Raw genomic sequence first — 18,376 nt, forward strand, 5'->3', positions numbered from 1 at the left:
CTAAAACATGATGCTCAAGCCAGTTCGAGCGCATCGGCAACAGGTTCGGCACGCGATTGATCAACATACCGCGCGTTGGCGATAAACTCCTCCCCCCAGCGGCGAATATCGTAATAGCTGACAATATCGAACAATTCACGCATACGCGTTGACGCCTCGTTGGGCGGCATAATCAACGCCTGATAGCAGCGCTCCACCAGATCCTGAGTATCATGCGGGTTGGTCAGCAAGGCCCCATGCAGCTCCGCCGCCGCTCCGGTGAACTCGGAGAGCACCAGACGCCCCATGCAATGACTCAACCCCTGAGTGGCCACATACTCCTTGGCCACCAGATTGAGCCCATCACGCAGGGGCGTGATCCACATGACATCGGCACGCTCATAAAAGCTGACAAGCTGCTGAAGCGGGAAGCCGCGATAGTAGTAATTGACCGGCGTCCACCCCACCTGCGCAAAGCGCCCGTTTATGCGCCCCACCGCCTGCTCTATATCGGCAATCAGGTCGCGGTAGACCTTTATTTCACGCGCGGCCGGTACACAGATAATAACCAGCGTGACATCGTTATGCAGCTCCGGATGCTGCTCCAGCAGACGCTCGTAGGCGACCAGCTTCTGCAACACCCCCTTGGTATAATCGAGCCGCTCGACCGACAGTATCACCCGTCGCTCACTACCCAGTTCATCTTGCAACAGACGGGTCTGCTTCTGGGCCGCCCGCGAAGCAAGGGCCTGTTTCATGCGCTCGATATCCAGCCCAACCGGATTGGCCCCCAGACGAATGGTGCGCTGATCAGTCTCGATCTCGACCGTCATCTCACCGAGGCCCGCCGCACAGCCATAGGTCAGAAAACGCGGCGCACAGTTCTGCCGCTCCTGAACCTTAAACGGCACAACACCGCGTACCACATCAACAAAGTTCTCGACCTGACGCGGAATATGAAAGCCCACGTAATCGCACTGCAACAGGCTGCCGACGATTTCACGTCGCCAGGGCACCACGTTAAAGATGTCGGCTGACGGAAAGTGGGTATGGTGGAAGAATGCGATTCGCAGATCGGGGCGGCGCTCACGTAGATACGCCGGCACCATCCAGAGGTTGTAATCGTGAATCCAGACCAGAGCCCCATGCGCCGCTTCCTCGGCCGCCTTCTCGGCAAATTTGCGGTTCACATCGCAGAACACCTCCCAGTGCTCCTCCCTGAACTCGGCACGCTCCCAAAAGGTGTGGAGCATCGGCCAGAACGCTTCTTTTGAAAAACGCTTGTAGAAGATATCCACGTCGTCCTTGCTCAGGGCCACACGTGAGCAGATCAGATTAGGATAGGCCGCGTTATCGACACTGGTATGGGTGACAAACGGCTCTTCCGTGCCATCATCAATGCTCCAGGCGATCCAGGCGCCGCGGGTGCCGTCGGCAAAAAAGCTGAGCAGTGTCGGCAGTATGCCATTGGGTGAGCTATGCGGCTGACGACGCACCTTGCCCCGCTCTCTTACCTCTTCATACGGTAAACGGTGGTAGACCATCACAAGATCGGATGTACCCGGCTTGGCACTGTCCTGCCCCTCATGGGCGACACCTCTCGGGCCGAGAAAGCCAAAATGGCTCATCGCCTCAAGAATGCCGCCACAGCCCGGCTCCTCTGCATGCAATACGCGCGCGCTCTTATTCGTGGCCTCCAGCAGCCCCCCTTCCGAGTCGCCCACGCAGACGCCCTTGAAGCGCCCATCCAGCATCGACAGATCATTCAGCGTATCGCCAGCGGTCAGCACATCGTCGATATGCTCGCCCATATAGTCGATCAACCGTGCCAGCGTTGCGCCTTTGTTGGTGCCCTTGGGGAGAAAATCCAGGTAGTAGCCAGCCGAGTACAGCAGATCGCACCCCAGCTCATCCGCCACCTTGCGTATCTCATCGGTCACGGCATCGGGGTCGCAATACCAGGAGCAACGTCGGGCCTGAGGCACCTCCTGCCGTTTGATCGTCTCGAAACGCGCCATCGCTTCAACAATAGCGATTTCGCCAGGCCACAGCTCCTCGATCTCTTCGAGCAATTCAGACACCGGCTGCAAGGTGCTGCCATCGACAACCGTCGCACCGACATCGCAAATGATAAATTCAGGCTCGGGAATGCTGGGATCGGACAACAACGGCATGACTGCCTCAAGCCCGCGTCCGGTAACAAAGACAAGCCGTATTCCCGGGTGGGCGTTGATCAGTTGATAAAGGCGAGATCGGTTCTCAGCACTGCCGCCAAGAAAGGTACCGTCAAGGTCGGTGGCTAGAATCATGGTTTTGGCTCCTGTTTCGGCAAGCTCAATTCTGCGTTTGAACACCAACGGCGATGTATCAGCCGGCACTGGCTCTCAAACGCGGGCGTGTCAGATCTGCATGCACCAACACTGTGCACAGAGACAACACATTGAGATTTTGCAAAGCGGATTAAAGAGAGGAGAAGTATCAGGTATGAAGCGCGGGGATCAGGTCTAGTGGGGACTACCGGCCAAGCCAGTATAGGTAGGGAACGCTTGAATAAAATATTATTTATAAACAAACACATAACATGATTGCGTACCGACCGTCCGACAACGACCAGCCGCGTTCATCCCGGTTGATGCATGCATATCCGCCCTGATGGGGGAATGCCATGACAACCGCTGAAGTCGCCTCCTGATTTGCTCAGGCACACACGAGAGGTGTATGCACTACTCAATATTAAGCAATTATCAGACCAGCGCCCGAAAGGCGTTAACCTTTCGGGCGCTGTAGAGACGGGTCAATCCTGTGGCTTTCAGGCGCTACGTGCTCGCTCTGACTCGCGCATTCTCAGACGGTATCCATTCGCCACCATCTTCCAGCTGGGCAGGTACTGCTTGGCATCGATACGTTCGATGTAGCTGTCGCTCAGCGTAGCAGTCAGATCCAGCTCGAACTCGTTTTCGATACTGGGCAACAGAGAATCCGCGATATGAACAGCACTGAGCGGTGTGAAGGTATTGCCTACGGATTCATCAGGCTCATGGTGCATCAGTACCGCTTCGACAACCTGCGGAGCAAGATTCCACATGTTGAGCAAATACGCACCGAGTTCTGCATGTGTAACCCCATACGCCATGCGCTCAACCACATGCAGTGGCAGCTTCTTGCGCGCAGCGTATTTGATTACCTTCAGATAGCCCTGCCCCTGTTCCGCCGCCAACATCAGCATACCAATATCAAGCAGTAATCCGGCGAGAAACGCCTGATCCTTGAGCGCCTGCCCTTTGCCGTAGGGGCTGCAAATCTCCTGAGCCAGACGCGCAACGCTCAGAGCACGCTGGTTCATTTGGTCGAATGAAAACACCTTCCATGCTGAGGCTTCCGGATAGTGCGCATTGAGGTGTCCTGCCAGTGCAAGACCACGCACCGTGCGCACGCCTAACAGGGTGACGGCTTCGTTCAGGTTGGAGATATGGCGAGTCAAACCAAAGTAGCTTGAGTTCACCAGGCGAATGATACGCGCGGCCAGGGCAGGATCACGCTCGACAATCGCACTGATATCGCGAGTGCTGGTACGGTCACTGCTGAGGGCGCGGCTCAGCTCATGATAAATAGCTGGGGGAGAGGGAAGCTGGCGGAAGGCGGCAAATGAGCGCACCACCTTATCGCGATACAGCTGACGGGTTACGCTGACCGTCTGCTCGACAGAATGCACGATCTCTTCGATGCTGCTGCCCTGAAAGATATTACGGTGAACGACATCCAGTGCCTTGGCAAGGTTCGCGGCACTGAGCGGCGGAGACAGCAGAATACGGGCCGTTTTGGGTTTGGCCGATGCAACCTGCCGCAGAATACCGATCTCCCGCTCGAAACTGCTCAGCGCAGCAACAATAACGGCATCGTAACCGGTTTGCTCAAGCATGCTTAACGCAGCTCTTGCATCATCCGTCCGATCAACCTTCCAGTTGCAGCCATACTGCACCAGACCACTGGCCCAGGTGACGAATGCGGAATGCGGATCGATAAATAGAATTTTCAGCGGGTCGGACTTTGCAGGTCCGCCTGAGTCTGCCCTGTTCATAATGCGCCTGTCTTTTTATTCCGTGGCGTTTTAAACAATGCCACACCGGTAATCAAAAGACGCTCAGAGCGAATAGAAGTTCTGAGCGCCGCCTGTGCAATACGGCATACTCAAGATCCTCAGAAGTCGTGGACTTGCAAGCTCACTCTCCTTCGACGGCCCAGCCATCCCTCGCGGGATCTGTGGCTTTGCGTCCCCCAATTACTCGGGGTTTGCCATTATCGAGAAAGGATCTTAAAAACGTAACAAACTGGGCCATAAGCCCTATCGGTTGAACTATAGCATAACGTTGTATGAATTATAGACAATCCTTGCTCTGGATGTGACGGCTGTCAAGTATTTACCGGCGGTAAGAAGGTTATTATGCGCCCGCATAAAGCCACAATATAAAACCGTCACCAATAGACGACGCTTAATTACAAAAAACGACCTATTATCTGAACTGTTATATAACTATCACAACACCGTAATTTAACTGTTCTTTAACTGCAAAACATTGATTCGAGACTGTCCTCTGGCCCCCATCCCCTCTGCTGCCGGGCCTTATCCGTGTACCCCTACCCACGAATACGAGGACTCGAAACATGTCGAAAAAACGCATCTTCGCCGGAGCAGCTTTGGCGCTCATCGGCCCGTTCTGCACATCTGCACTTGCCGGTAACGATAGCACTACAGGTCCCTTCGGTTTCAAACCGATTAGCGGTTCTGCTTACAACACCACTAACGATCCACAAGCGCCCTGGCTTATCCCCCAAGGCTTCGAGCAATACCTGGTATCGGGCGAGAAGAGCGATATGTGGGGCGGTAACGGCCTGAATATCTACGACGACGGCGAAGACGACTGGCACGACATGAATACCGTGAATGAAAATGGCCCACACGCCGGTCGATTCCTGTTTCGTACTCATGAAGTCCGTGGCCACGAAGATGGCGGTGCCCTGTCGATGGTGGATCTGAAAACCGGGCAGCAGATCGTGCTCGCGCAGAAGGCCGATAATCCTGATACCGTCGGTTACGATGGTTACACAGCTCTCGACGGTATTCGCTGGACACCTTGGGGCACCCTGCTGTTCGCGGAAGAAACCACGGGCGGGCGACTCTTTGAAGTAGTCTTCGACTATAACGATGAAGGCCTGCCAACCCAGGCAACAATCTTTGATCGCCCTGAAGTCGGACGACTGGCCCATGAGGGTATCGAAGTCGATGAAGAGGGTAACATCTACGTTGTCGATGAATACCGTGGTCAGCGCGATGGCGAAGGCGGTGGCATCTACAAATTTGTCCCCGATACCTATGGCGATTTGAGCTCAGGCAACCTGTATGTCCTTAAGGTGGACAGCGTAGATGACGAGTTCCTCGGTCAGGCTGAATGGGCTGGCCCTATCGACCCGATGATGGCACGCCGCGATGGCACCGCTGTCGGAGGCGCCCGCTATAACCGTCCGGAAGATCTGCAGATCATCGGTACCACACTGTATGCCGCGATCACCGAAGGCACCTACACTAACGGTTCGCAAAACTACGACGGACGTGTTGTCGCGGTAAACCTGGACAGCATGAGGGTGACCGACTTCGTAAAACCCGGCGTCAATGTCGATGTTGAAAGCGGCTCAGCGACCGGATTCGATAATCCGGACAATCTGGCGAAAACACCGGACGGTAAACTGGTCATCATCGAAGACAACAGCCCGTCTGATATCTGGATCGCTCAGCCTGGGCGTAAAGGCTCTGGCGCGGCGGATTGGGTCAAGCTGTTCGCATCTCTGACCGATGATAAGGCCGAAGGCACCGGCATCTACTTTGGGCAGGACCCGGATACACTGTTCGTCAACATTCAGCACTCAAAGCATGAAGACGGCGACGGTACCTGGGCTATCAAGAAAGTAAGCAAGGGCAACAAGCACTGAAGGGTTGACCGGGTCCGACAATGTCCCCTGACGATTGAGAGCCCCCTTCAAACTCTACAAACCGCTGATTGGTGACCGAGACCTTGGCACCAATCAGCGGCAATCGACAGGGCGACGCCGTCAGACCCGGAATTCTTTTACACCGTTAAAAGGCACCGCTCATGGGCGGTGCCTTTCTATCGGTTGAATCAGTTAGCGCTACCTTCGGCTTCAGGCGCTGCTTCGCTTTTTTCCAGTACCGGTTCGAAAGCGCTGAACTCAGCACGGTCAATGGTACCGCTCTTATCAGCATCAACGACCGACAGATTCTCGCTCAGCTGCGGGTGGCTACTCACCTCTTCTGCGCTCAGCTGACCATCCTGGTTCTGATCCAGCACATCGAAAGTAGACGTTTCTGTTTCTGCCGCGAACGCCAAACCGGATACCATCATGGACGTTGCGAGACCTGCTGCAGCGACAAAATTCAGTTTTTTCATGACACTCTCCTGTGATCAATAAAATTGTGTATGCACCCCGAATAAAGCAGGTCACGTGCCAACCATAAAAAACCAGTTAATAATCAAACACATAAAAACAAATCCGCATCAAAGCCCGCCGGACATCAACCTCCCCCTGTCGCCTCACGGCGACGCGATACCCAGCAATAAACATAAGTCATTGTTTTATAAGATCAAAAGCTGTCGCCCCACAACAACAGGGCCAAAATACAATGACGAGAACTCATCTGCGACAGGGAACCTATCCCCGAGTTGAGGTTCTGTAAGCAAAACCGATTCGCGTCGAACCTATTCCTGCGTTATGGACAACATCACCTCATGAAGCTGCCGTTCTCCCTTCCCCCCTCCTTTTCCGCACTGCTGCTGTTCGGTTTCGTGCTTGTAGCCCTTCCCCTCTTGGGTGGCATCGTCGGCATGACCCGAGCACTTGAACAGATGGCGCTGGAGGGGCGCCGCTCAGTCAATGTAAGCGCGGATATTACCCAGGCGAGCCGACAGTTGGGTGAAGTTGAAATGGCACTTAAACGCGCCGCCGGGCAATTCTTTGTACTCGAAGACCCCACGTTGAAAGAGAGGCTCTTGCGGGCTCACAACCGGTTTCAGGAGACATTGGCCCTGCTTGAACCTATGCCCTGGAGCGAGAGCCAGCAACAGCAGCTGACCGAGCTCGGTGCACTGGAGCGAGCACTGTATGCGCGATTGGAAAATGCCCCGGCAACCGATGTGTTTGAATCCTACAAACACGACTTCGAACAGCTGGACGCCGCGACAGCCAGCCTTAGCGATGCCGCGACGCAGGTCATCCGTGAGCAGGTAACCGGCATGAACCAGACGGCCGACCGCATTCAAGCCACGATGATCACGCTGGCACTGGCGATGATACTACTCTCGCTCATGCTCTCTGGCGCTCTTTCATGGCTGCTCAGCCGCCCCGTACGGCAGTTGGCCGCCACTATCCGTCGCCTTGGGCAGAACGACCTCGATACCCCCAGCACCGTCCGCGGCCCTAAAGATCTCGTCTATCTTGGTGAGCAGCTGGACTGGCTGCGACACCGCCTGCAAGAGCTCGAAGAGCACAAGCTCAGCTTCTTCAGAGAGGTGTCCCACGAACTCAAGACCCCCCTGACCAGCCTGATGGAAGCGGTTGCGCTGCTCCGAGATGAAGTGACCGGGTCTTTGAACGGTCAGCAGCGGGAAGTCGTGGAGATCATGCACGGGAGCACCCGGGATCTGCGCCAGCGCATTGAGGATCTGCTTAGGTATAATGAAGCGGTCAGCGCCCCGAGCCTGTCCACCAGTCGCTTCGATCTACAGGACCTGATTGATGAGGTCTGTGCCCGTTTCGATCTTCCGATCCGCAGCAAATCCCTCAACTGTATTCAGCAGATCCCGGCTCTTCAGATAGACGCCGACCGCAGCCGACTCGCCATTGCGCTGGAGAACCTTCTGGGCAACGCGATCCGATTCAGTCCGGACAACGGCACCGTCGAGATACGGGTGACCCAAGCGCCAGGTTATGTCGAGATTGATGTCTGCGATCAGGGGCCGGGCATACCGGATGATCAGGCCGCGCAGCTGTTCCAGCCCTTTTTCAAGGGAACCCAGCAGCCCCGAGGCGCTCTTAAGAGCAGCGGTTTGGGTCTGGCCATCGCAAAGGCCCACATTGAACAGCAGGATGGGCAGCTTACGCTGGTGCCGACATACAACGACGGTGCCTGTTTCCGCGTCAGGCTGCCCTATGCACAGGAGGGCTCACACCGTGATTAAACGTTTTATGCCACTGCTCATGCTTTTGATGCTGGGCGGTTGCACCTACCCCGCCGTTAAGCAGTCGGCGGTACCCGATGCGATTCCCTCAGACAATCCGACTGTAGAAGAGATGCTCGGCTGTCTGGCGGCAAATGACCACTTAAGCGCGCAGCAGTTGCGGCACAAGCAACAGGCGTTGGAAAAACAACCGGCCAGAGCTCTGCGCAGTCGATTCGAGCGGGCGTGCTTGCTCGGGCGCAGCAACGCCAGCGATGCAGAACTGGTGCAAGCGCAGCAGATACTGGAAACACTGGAACAGGAACAGCGTCTGGACATCCAGCACAAGCAGTTAATCGGGCTCTATACCGAGCATCTCAGGCTGGTCCAACGCCTACGTCAACAACAGCGTGAGACCCGCGAATACAAAACCAAAATCGAGTTACTTAAAGGTCTGGAAGAAGAGTTGGAACCGGGAGCGGTAAAACAGGAGCAAACGCCATGAACAGTGCACGACGCTCGGTACTGCTGGTCGACGATGACAGCAGCCTGTTGCAGCTGCTCTCCATCCGCCTGCGCGCGGCCGGTTATCTGGTCGAAACCGCCGGTAGCGCCGAACAAGCACTGGCACGTATCGCCGTTAGCCGTCCGGGGGCGATCGTGACCGATCTGCGCATGCACGGCATGGACGGTATGGAACTGTTTGAGCAGATACATCATCAGGACCCGACTCTGCCGGTTATCCTGCTCACCGCGCACGGCACGATCCCCGATGCCGTAAAAGCCACTCAGCGCGGACTGTTCGGGTATCTGACCAAACCCTTCGACGACAAGGCCCTGCTGGAGCTGCTAGAGCGCGCCCTGAATGCTCCGGGCAGTGACGAGCACGCAACCGAAAGCAATACGAACGCCCCCTGGCGAGCCGGTATCATCACCGCAAGTCAAACCATGGAGGCACTGTTGGCTGAGGCCGAGCTGGTGGCAGCCAGCGAAGCCAGTGTATTGATTCAGGGCCCATCGGGCACCGGCAAAGAGGTGCTGGCCCGTGCACTGCATATGGCAAGCCCCAGACATACAAAACCTCTGGTGGCGATAAACTGTGCTGCCATCCCCGAACAGCTGCTCGAATCCGAGTTATTTGGGCATGCCAAGGGGGCCTTTACCGGTGCCACATCAGCCCATAAAGGGCTATTCCAGACCGGTTCCGGCGGTACCGTATTTCTCGACGAAATTGGCGACATGCCCTTAGCGCTGCAGGCGAAACTTCTGCGTGTGCTTCAGGACCGGGAGATAAGACCAGTGGGGGCGAGCCAGTCAATTCCCGTGGACGTTCGTATTGTCTCGGCGACTCACCGTAACCTTGAAACGGCCATTGCCGCCGGCGACTTCCGAGAAGATCTCTACTACCGGCTGAATGTGGTCACGCTGACCCTCCCGCCGTTGCGCCAACGCCCGGAAGATATCCCCTTGCTGGCACGCCACTTCCTCGGCCAGCTACGTGAAAAACACCCCCACCGCGCCCAGGACTTCACGCCGGAAGCGCTTGAAAGACTGGTGGGCTATGAATGGCCCGGCAACGTGCGCCAACTGCTTAACGTGGTGGAGCAATGCTGCGTGCTATGTACCACGGCGCTGGTGCCCGCCTCTCTGGTATCGCGTGCACTGCATGAGAAACCAACCGGCATCCATACCTATGCCGAAGCCAAGCAACAGTTTGAACGTGACTATCTGGTACAGCTGCTGAAGATTACCAATGGACAGGTCACAGAAGCGGCACGCCTTGCCGGGCGCAACCGTACCGAGTTCTATCGTTTATTACAGCGTAATCACCTGACACCGGGTATGTTCAAGCAGGTAGAGGAAAGCTGAGAGAAGGGCAAGCCAACCGCCGTGCCGTGCGGTTGGCTTTGGCATAGGGTGCGTTACTGGGGGCGCACTTCGAACGCGGAAAATTCACTGATTGGGTGATCGGTAGGCTCAACCGGTATATATCGCTCTTTCACATACTCGCGGCGCATCTCGAGCTCACCTGAGGTAATAGCCATATGCAGCGCGTCGTTCTCAAGCGTAAGCTCATCCAACTGCACAGCATATTCCGATGAACCTATACCTAAAAAGCCGCCCCGCGTGAGAACAGCGTAAACACGGCCGCTGGCACGCCCGCTGACAATATTGTCGATTTTGCCTAACGGCTCTCCCTCAAGACCGATGACAGGCCGTTCGATCAACTCTTCTGGACTATGGTTGTACAGCTTCAACACTTCAGGTGTGGCCAGAGCCGTTTGCGGGGAGGTCGGCTGCGGCTTGGTCTCCGGCATCGGAGCCGGTGCCACCTCTTCCACGACCACCGGCTCACTCTGATATTGACCGCTCTCCTTCGGCGTTGTCGCCTGCTCGACGGCACCGCTCTGCGCCGCCATGAGCCCGGCAACGACACCGGTTAGAATCGCGCGAAAATATTCCTTCTTCATACGAACCTCCAATAAACAGATGTGTTTGTGGCCCCGGAAACAAGTCGCGTCTACGGGGATGGTTCGCTAATCGCAATTACTGGGCCAGACGTGTAAAAAATTCTGAAAAACACCCCAAATAATCGCATATCATTTTGATAAATAAGGGAATATTCTTCAGCACCGTGCGAGTACTGAGAACCAAACTCACAAGCGGAAACGCAGACACCTGGATTCACTGTCGGGATCCGGCGACGCCGCTTCGCTACTCAGCGTCAGCGGACAACAGACCGGTTTGCGGGCACTGCTTGAGCAACAGCTCAGGAGGATCGAACGAGAAGGTAAAAGCCCCCACTTGCCTAAGGGCACTGAGGCCTAGGATCTGGCGATCAGTACCGGGAAACACGGCAGCGTCCACCTGCGCCAGCCGACACCCGCCAACCTCCAGACTGGACAGGGTATAGACCGGCACCCGAATCTCTGAACCGTTTGCCAAAATCCCGATCAGGTCCTGCTTGTACGTCGCCAAGTCCTGGCGTTGTAGATCGACCAGCGTCTGTTCATTGATCGTGGTAAAGCCTGAGCCGGTATCCACCATAAAAGCCATGGGCGCCAATCCCCCCACCGAGGCCTGAATATAAAAGGTGGTCGCGGCCCCCTCCTTCAACGCAACACGGGTGCCAGCCTCAGCGCCCTGTGTATTGGGCGAGAGTGGAGCCACTGCGACACACAGCAAGATCGCGGCCAGAGGGTATTTCGTCATGGGCAGGGCTCCCGTTTTGCATGGCTGACTCGACCTCAGGGCGAAAAACCTGAAAGGCGACTCGTTCGTTATGCGCGGTGTGGCCTGAATGCGCACTTAATGCGAACGGGAGGGTCTTGTGTAGGAAGGTGCCCAACCCACCACGACTGTCGACCTAACGCTTATGATGGGCTCCGCCCCCCAATCTGAAAAGACAAAACAACCGTCAGTACAGCGGCAAAAGCAGCCAACAGGGCAGCCGCTAGATACAGGTCGGAAAAACCAGCTCGGTAGCTATCAAGAGCCACGTCCTTGCCTAACACACCTAAAAATTGATCTGCCCCCAGACCCAGAGCAGCATTGAGAGACTGGAGCAGTTGACGCCCGCCCATCGAACACATATGAGCCGCTGGGCCCTGATCGCCTCATCCTGCAGACGAAATCGATGCCCGATGGTGGATAACGCGGACGTCTGTCTGGTGGGCTTACTGCTTGAAGGTGTCCAGCAGCACACCTTGCAGCGCCTCTGCGGCCACGGAAAGGCCATGTCTCGCCCGCGTCAGAATCCCGACCTGACGCGAAATGGTGGGCTCCACCAGTCTCGAGCAATGCGCCCCCAGCTCCTCCATCTGCTGCCGGCAGAGGGCGGGCACTGCACCAACACCCAGCCCTGTTGCAACCATGCGACCAACGGTGGCCAACTGGTGAGCGTCAAACGTAACGCGAAGCGACATTCCCCGTTGCGCCAGCTGAGTTTCGATCAGTTGACGCACCGTCGAAGGGCGCTGGAGTGTGATGAAATCGTAGCTGAGCAGTTGCGTCCAGCTGATCTCGGACGCCCCCGCATCGGGATGGTCGGCAGGCAATACCGCGATAAACTCGTCATTGAACAGCGGCTGAAACCTCAGGTCCTCATGCGGGCCCGGATCGAAGGTGATGCCGATCTCGATCCGGCCCTCGCGCACCATATCCACCACCCGCTCTGCGATCACGTCGTGTACCTCGACACGAATATTGGGGTACTGGGCGCGGTAGGCGAGCAGCGCGCTGGGCAACAGACTGCCCGCGAATGAGGGCATAGCGGCCAACGCTACCTTGCCCCGCTGCAGGGAAAAACGTTGCTGCAGCTCTTCCTCTGTATTGTCCCAGTCCGCCAGCAAGCGCTGCCCAATCTCATAAAGGGCTTGCCCCTCCGGCGTCAGCGCTACCGTTCGGGTGGTTCGTGTCAGCAGCGGCCCGCCGAGGGATTCCTCCAGCTTTTTGATCGCCAGGCTCAAGGCGGGTTGCGATAGAAACACCTGCTGTCCCGCTTCGGCGAAACTCTTGGTACGCGCTACTGCCAGGAAAGCGCGCAGCTGCTTGATCGTCATATTTATTTTCCAAATCAATACGAACAAAAAACAAATTTAATAAATATAAAGAGATCCGGCAAACTCAGTCGCCAGTCACAAAGATTTTCACCTCGCTGATAACGCTAACTAAAAGCAGGAGTGTTGTATGGCCGGATTTGACAAGGTCGTAGGCTGTTATGAAGAAGCCATGGCAGGACTGGAAGACGGCATGACCGTCATCGCCGGGGGCTTCGGTCTGTGCGGTATCCCGGAAAACCTGATCGCCCAGATCAAGCGGATGCGGGTCCGCGACCTGACCATCGTCTCCAACAACTGTGGCATCGACGGCTTCGGCCTCGGCATTCTGCTTGAGGACAAGCAGATCCGCAAAATGATCTCCTCTTACGTTGGCGAGAACGCCCTGTTCGAGAAGCAGCTGCTCGAAGGCGAGCTTGAAGTCGAGCTGACCCCGCAGGGCACCCTGGCCGAGAAGATGCGCGCCGGCGGCGCCGGTATCCCCGCCTTCTACACCGCCACCGGCTACGGCACTCCGATCGCCGAGGGCAAGGAGGTGCGCGAGTTCAATGGCCGCCCGCACATCCTGGAACAATCCATTCGTGGCGACTTTGCCATCGTCAAAGGCTGGAAAGCCGACCGCTACGGCAACGTGGTCTACCGCCATACCGCACAGAACTTCAACCCGATGGCCGCCACCGCCGGCAAGATCACCGTGGTCGAGGTCGAGGAGATCGTCGAACCGGGAGAGCTGGATCCAACCCAGATCCACACCCCCGGCATCTATGTCGATCGCCTGATACAGGGCAGCTTCGAGAAGCGTATCGAACAGCGCACTATTCGTAGCGCCTGAGCCCAACGACCTTAACACTCAACGCCGGAGCCGAGGCGACGGCGGAACGATGATGGAGAGACCACAATGGCCCTTTCTCGTGAACAGATTGCAAAGCGCGTGGCGCGCGAACTGAAAGACGGTTACTACGTCAACCTGGGGATTGGCATCCCCACGCTGGTAGCGAACTACGTCCCGGAGGGTATGGAGGTGATGCTGCAGTCGGAAAACGGCCTGCTCGGCATGGGCCCCTTCCCCACCGAAGAGGAACTTGATGCGGATATGATCAACGCCGGCAAGCAGACGGTGACCACCCTGCCCGGCGCGTCGATCTTCTCCTCTGCGGAGTCCTTCGCCATGATCCGTGGCGGCCATGTGGATTTGACCGTACTCGGCGCATTCGAGGTCGATGTTCAGGGCAATATCGCCTCCTGGATGATCCCGGGAAAGCTGGTCAAAGGGATGGGCGGCGCCATGGACCTGGTCGCGGGTGCCGACAACATCATCGTCACCATGACCCACGCCTCCAAGAACGGCGAGTCCAAGCTGCTGGAGCAGTGCACCCTGCCGCTGACTGGCGCCGGATGCATCAAGAAAGTCCTGACCGACCTGGCCTGGCTGGAGATTGAGGACAGCGCCTTCGTGCTGAAGGAGCGGGCCCCCGGCGTATCGGTCGAAGAGATCGTGGCCAAAACCGCTGGCCGTCTGGTGGTACCCGATCACGTCCCCGAAATGACTTTCTGAGCGTTAAACACCTAGTCTTGCACCTCCGTTGTTGTAACCTTGCTCAGACCCAATCCGTTCTCCTTCGGGTTGGGTATTTTTTATCTGAATGCGGCAGAGCCTAAAACGACCAAGCCCCGCTTATCGATCAGCAGGTCTTTTGAATAGGATGACGGTCGGGGAGAGTTTCAGTGATGAAATTAAGATTCAGTTACTTACCCGCCAATCATTAGCCCTCAATGCCGCTGGATATCAACACACCTGCTCGACCGAAATCGATGACTACCGGATACTGCCCCAGAAGCACCTGCCAGGTTCCCGTCCTCTAATTGACAAACTGACCGTTAACAGCGCGGCTAATATGGCCACTATGGCGGCAGCCAAAAACAGACCCGCGAAGCCCTCCCGATAGCTGGCCAGAGCAGCCCCCTTCTCCAGCACACCCAAAGACGGATGGTCGGTTATAAATCGCCCGGTTACTACCCACTCCAAGGCGTCCGGCAATGCCTCGCAACGACCGCTACCTGAACTGCAAAATGCGTCCTGCAGCCTGCTCTTTACTCCGGACGCCAACACCGACGAGAGGCTTGCGTACCCTACCAGCATGGCGAAAAACCTCGCCGTCGTGCTGATGCCTGACGCCATGCCCGTTCGCTCTTTCGGTACGGTGCCAAGAATCGCTTTCTGGGTCTCGCCGTTTATCAGACCACCACCGGCGCCTAGAATCGACATGCCGATAAAGAACCAGATCGGGTTGCTGCTTGTTGCGGCCAATGCCAGCCAGATATTCCCGACCGAGATGATCGCCAACCCGACTCCGAGCAGCTGATAAGATTGAAGCCGGTTCGAAAGTCGTCGCCCTATGGTTGGGAACATAAACATCGTGACCGCAAACGGCAGCAACGCACAGCCGGTCCAAAGAAAGGAGACGCCCATGCCCCGTTGGAGGTAGAGCGGCAATAGCGCCGCCATCACCTGGGCAGCGCCAGCGTACCCCAGCATGGCGATTACGGCCCCGACAAAGCGGCCGGACCTGAACAGCCTCAGGTGGAGCATGGGGTTGATCTGACGCAACTCGATGGCCACGAATGCTGCCAAGGTGATCATCCCGAGCGTAAACACGATCACCGACTGAGGGCTCGTCCAGCCGGCTTGAGGACCATTGATAAGCCCCCAGACCCAAAGCAGCATTGAGAGACTGAAGCAGATGGCGCCCGCCCAATCGAACGCATGTGCGCCGTTCGGTCTGTCTGCGTCGATAGTGCGCGGCACCGCAATAATCAGCGTCACACAGATCGGTACAAAGATAAAAAACGCCCAGCGCCAGCCTAGCAGGTAGCCAGCCAGGCTGCTTAACAAGGGGGCGATTACCATGGTCAGTCCCATGATGCTGCCCCAGGTGCTCCAGGCCCTGATCGCCTCATCCTGCAGACGAAATCGATGCCCGATAGTGGATAACGCGGGCGCCAGCAGCAGTGCCGCCCCAACGCCCTGTACCGCGCGTGCCCCAATCAATAGCGAGATATTGGGCGCAAGACTGCTGGCCAGTGCCGCACAGCCGAACAACCACAAGCCCACACACAGCACCCTGCGGCGTCCATAGCGATCAGCCATCGCGCCGGCAAACAGCAGCAGTGAGGCAAATGTGAGCAAGAAGCTGCTTTGCACCCACGCCATCTGCGAAAAATCAGCGCCAAGGTCGGACACCAGGCTCGGCAGTATCACCCCAACCAGATTGGTATCGAAAATGGTCAGGGCACAACTGGCCGACGCGGTGAGTAGCAAGCCATGCCCTTTCATGGGAAAGCCCTCTCTCGACTCATGACTTCGCGCTTCGACGTCTGAACAGCGGTTCGGGGTTTGTGACCGATCGAGCGTAAATCATATCGAAGCCAAACAGCCCCTTGAGTGCTTCTGATACCGATCTGTCTTCCCGTACGGCAAACGAACTGAAGCCACAATGGCGCATCAGTACCAGTTGATCGCGCAACACATCACCGATTGCACGCAGATCCCCCTTGTAGCCGTAACGGGTTCTGAGCAGATTGGCCTGGGTGTACGCCCGACCATCTCTGAAGCTTGGAAACTCCAAGGCGATCAGCGGCAACGTATCAAGCCAGGGCGCAATCGCTTCCGGATCGTCATCCGGCCCCAAGAGGACGCCGCATGAGATCTGACCCGCGCCCCCAGCTTCACGCAGGGTCTGCCAACGCGCAAAGGAGATAATCGGTGAGGAGATGCTGTCCAGCGGCTGATCGTCATCCACCAGACACCAGGGGTCCTCTTGCAGTACAACCGCCACCCCATTCACCAGGCCGATTGTATTGTTCATGCGCTTGCCTCCACCCTGGCGGTTTCACGTTGATAGACACCCTCCTTGAAAGGAGCAATACCGATGCGACGCACCGTATCTACAAACCGCTCCTCCACTTCGCGATAGCGTAGGTAGACGGATAGCAGTCGGTTGATCGCCTCGGGCACCTCTTCGGCCCTGAAAGCAGGCCCGATCACCTTGCCGATCGAACTATCCTTGCCCTGGGCTCCGCCAATCGTGATCTGGAAGAACTCCTCGCCGTTCTTATCGACCCCGAGTATACCGATGTTGCCGATATGGTGATGACCACACGCATTTACACACCCCGAAATATTGAGGCTCAACTCGCCCAGATCGTGCAGGAAATCAAGATTGTCAAAACGCGCCTGTATCGCCTTCGCCACTGGCAACGAGCGGGTACTGGCCAGCGAACAGTAGTCGCCTCCGGGGCAGGAGATCACGTCAGTCAGCAGGCCGATATTGGGCGTGGCCAAATTGTGAGTCCGCAGCGTTTTCCACAATGCATACAAATCGCGCTTGCGAATATCCGGCAGCACCAGGTTCTGCTCGTGAGCCACACGGATCTCGCCGAAGCCGTACTTCTGTGCAAGATCAGCCACGACGCGCATCTGCTCGGCCGTTACATCACCGGGAGGCGCAGACTCGCCTGGCTTGGTAGATAGGATGACCGAGCTGTATCCCGACACCTTGTGTGGACGCGTATTATTCTGCACCCAAACGGAAAACGCGGGATCTCGGGCCAACCAGGCACCGAAGTCAGGATCGATCGCATCAATACGCTCGTAATCCGGTGCCTGAAAATTGTGAGCAACGCGGGTGTACTCTTCGGAAGTCAGCTCCGCGACACCATCACGAATCTGTTCCCACTCACGCTCCACTTCCTGTGCGAACGCCTCTACTCCAAGCGCTTTAACGAGGATCTTGATCCTCGCCTTGTATTTATTATCACGTCGGCCGTAGCGGTTATATACGCGCAGTACAGCTTCGACATAGGTCAACAGGTGCTGCCAGGGCAGCGCCTCGCGAATCATTTCGTTGAGGATAGGGGTGCGTCCAAGGCCTCCACCGACCATCACGCGTAACAGCATCTCTCCCTGTTCGTCTTTATACAGGTAGAGTCCGATGTCGTGGGCACGGATGGCAGCGCGATCCATCTCCGAGGAGGAGATCGCGATCTTGAACTTGCGCGGCAAAAACAGGAACTCCGGGTTGACCGTCGACCACTGGCGCAATATCTCGGCCAGCGGCCGAGGGTCGATCAGTTCGTCCCCCGCGACCCCGGCAAAGGCTTCGGTGGTGATATTGCGCACACAGTTGCCGGAGGTCTGGATGGCGTGCATCTCGTGATCGGCGAGCAGTTGCAGAATATCCGGCACCTGCTCCAGCTCTATCCAGTTGAACTGGATATTCTGCCGCGTGGTGAAGTGTCCGTAGCCCCGGTCATAGCCTTCGGCGATCTGCGCCAGCGCGCGAAGCTGATTCGATGACAAGGTGCCATAGGGAATGGCCACGCGCAGCATATAGGCGTGACGCTGCAGGTAGACGCCGTTCTGCAGCCTGAGCGGCAGAAACTCCTCTTCACTCAGTTCACCCGACAGCCTGCGAGCGACCTGATCGCGAAACTGAGCAACCCGTGCCTGCACCAGCGCATGGTCATATTGATCGTATCTATACACGCTTTGTCCCCGACTCTGCCAAGTGAATACACAAGGCTAGCGGGAGCGACGGATACGGGGCAGGC

Annotated in this window: 15 protein-coding genes and 1 riboswitch; of the genes, 6 read left to right on the forward strand and 9 right to left on the reverse strand. The window is 56.8% G+C overall.

Annotation, left to right across the window (positions count from 1 at the left end):
* Positions 1-14 precede the first annotated feature (14 nt).
* Positions 15-2,288, reverse strand: coding sequence for a glucosylglycerol-phosphate synthase (ggpS, locus tag ADIMK_RS12765; protein ID WP_036188756.1), 2,274 nt, complete (start codon positions 2,286-2,288; stop codon positions 15-17).
* Between the two features lie 500 nt (positions 2,289-2,788).
* The gene (locus ADIMK_RS12770) at positions 2,789-4,057 is read right to left on the reverse strand and encodes an HDOD domain-containing protein (RefSeq protein ID WP_036188758.1); all 1,269 of its coding nucleotides are present in this window, start codon (positions 4,055-4,057) and stop codon (positions 2,789-2,791) included.
* A 151-nt stretch (positions 4,058-4,208) separates the two neighbouring features.
* Positions 4,209-4,284, reverse strand: a riboswitch (cyclic di-GMP riboswitch).
* Positions 4,285-4,641: 357 nt separating this feature from the next.
* Here ADIMK_RS12770 and ADIMK_RS12775 point away from each other — a divergent pair.
* Positions 4,642-5,964: an alkaline phosphatase PhoX gene (locus ADIMK_RS12775; RefSeq protein WP_036188760.1), complete on the forward strand. Its 1,323-nt coding sequence runs from the start codon at positions 4,642-4,644 to the stop codon at positions 5,962-5,964.
* A 188-nt stretch (positions 5,965-6,152) separates the two neighbouring features.
* Here the strand turns inward: ADIMK_RS12775 and ADIMK_RS12780 are convergent, their stop codons facing one another.
* On the reverse strand, positions 6,153-6,440 hold the full coding sequence (locus ADIMK_RS12780) for an EF-hand domain-containing protein (RefSeq protein ID WP_036188762.1): 288 nt from the start codon (positions 6,438-6,440) through the stop codon (positions 6,153-6,155).
* A gap of 339 nt (positions 6,441-6,779) precedes the next feature.
* Here ADIMK_RS12780 and ADIMK_RS12785 point away from each other — a divergent pair, with 339 nt between their 5' ends.
* From ADIMK_RS12785 to ADIMK_RS12795, 3 genes are read left to right on the forward strand one after another with little or no spacing between them, the layout of a single operon-like run.
* Positions 6,780-8,228 (forward strand): sensor histidine kinase, encoded by a 1,449-nt coding sequence (locus ADIMK_RS12785; RefSeq protein ID WP_036188764.1) that lies wholly within the window; start codon positions 6,780-6,782, stop codon positions 8,226-8,228.
* Complete coding sequence (locus ADIMK_RS12790) at positions 8,221-8,712, forward strand: hypothetical protein (protein ID WP_036188766.1); 492 nt, start codon at positions 8,221-8,223, stop codon at positions 8,710-8,712. Before ADIMK_RS12785 ends, ADIMK_RS12790 begins: the two co-directional genes overlap by 8 nt.
* Positions 8,709-10,076 (forward strand): sigma 54-interacting transcriptional regulator, encoded by a 1,368-nt coding sequence (locus ADIMK_RS12795; protein WP_036188769.1) that lies wholly within the window; start codon positions 8,709-8,711, stop codon positions 10,074-10,076. The genes ADIMK_RS12790 and ADIMK_RS12795 overlap by 4 nt, the downstream gene beginning before the upstream one ends.
* Positions 10,077-10,129: 53 nt before the next feature.
* On the opposite strand, the gene ADIMK_RS12800 is transcribed toward ADIMK_RS12795, so the two are convergent.
* The 3 genes from ADIMK_RS12800 to ADIMK_RS12815 form a co-directional block, all read right to left on the reverse strand.
* Positions 10,130-10,678 carry a PRC-barrel domain-containing protein gene (locus ADIMK_RS12800; protein WP_036188771.1) on the reverse strand — a complete coding sequence of 183 codons (549 nt, stop codon included), beginning with the start codon at positions 10,676-10,678 and terminating at the stop codon, positions 10,130-10,132.
* 244 nt (positions 10,679-10,922) lie between these two features.
* Positions 10,923-11,420, reverse strand: coding sequence for a retropepsin-like aspartic protease family protein (locus tag ADIMK_RS12805; RefSeq protein WP_036188774.1), 498 nt, complete (start codon positions 11,418-11,420; stop codon positions 10,923-10,925).
* 464 nt (positions 11,421-11,884) lie between these two features.
* A complete protein-coding gene (locus tag ADIMK_RS12815) occupies positions 11,885-12,769 on the reverse strand; it encodes a LysR family transcriptional regulator (RefSeq protein WP_036188780.1) in 885 nt (294 codons plus the stop codon).
* A gap of 127 nt (positions 12,770-12,896) precedes the next feature.
* Between ADIMK_RS12815 and ADIMK_RS12820 the strand changes: the two genes are divergently transcribed.
* The gene (locus tag ADIMK_RS12820) at positions 12,897-13,598 is read left to right on the forward strand and encodes a CoA transferase subunit A (RefSeq protein ID WP_036188783.1); all 702 of its coding nucleotides are present in this window, start codon (positions 12,897-12,899) and stop codon (positions 13,596-13,598) included.
* Between the two features lie 66 nt (positions 13,599-13,664).
* Complete coding sequence (locus tag ADIMK_RS12825) at positions 13,665-14,321, forward strand: CoA transferase subunit B (RefSeq protein WP_036188786.1); 657 nt, start codon at positions 13,665-13,667, stop codon at positions 14,319-14,321.
* Between the two features lie 261 nt (positions 14,322-14,582).
* Here the strand turns inward: ADIMK_RS12825 and ADIMK_RS12830 are convergent, their stop codons facing one another.
* From ADIMK_RS12830 to ADIMK_RS12840, 3 genes are read right to left on the reverse strand one after another with little or no spacing between them, the layout of a single operon-like run.
* Positions 14,583-16,100, reverse strand: coding sequence for an MFS transporter (locus tag ADIMK_RS12830; RefSeq protein ID WP_036188789.1), 1,518 nt, complete (start codon positions 16,098-16,100; stop codon positions 14,583-14,585).
* A gap of 19 nt (positions 16,101-16,119) precedes the next feature.
* A complete protein-coding gene (locus ADIMK_RS12835) occupies positions 16,120-16,632 on the reverse strand; it encodes a DUF934 domain-containing protein (protein WP_036188792.1) in 513 nt (170 codons plus the stop codon).
* Entirely contained in the window at positions 16,629-18,311 is a 1,683-nt protein-coding gene (locus ADIMK_RS12840) for a nitrite reductase NirA (protein ID WP_036188795.1), read from the reverse strand. Before ADIMK_RS12840 ends, ADIMK_RS12835 begins: the two co-directional genes overlap by 4 nt.
* Positions 18,312-18,376: the final 65 nt, after the last annotated feature.

The sequence above is a fragment of the Marinobacterium lacunae genome (assembly GCF_000705555.1).
GTDB lineage: Bacteria > Pseudomonadota > Gammaproteobacteria > Pseudomonadales > Balneatricaceae > Marinobacterium_D > Marinobacterium_D lacunae.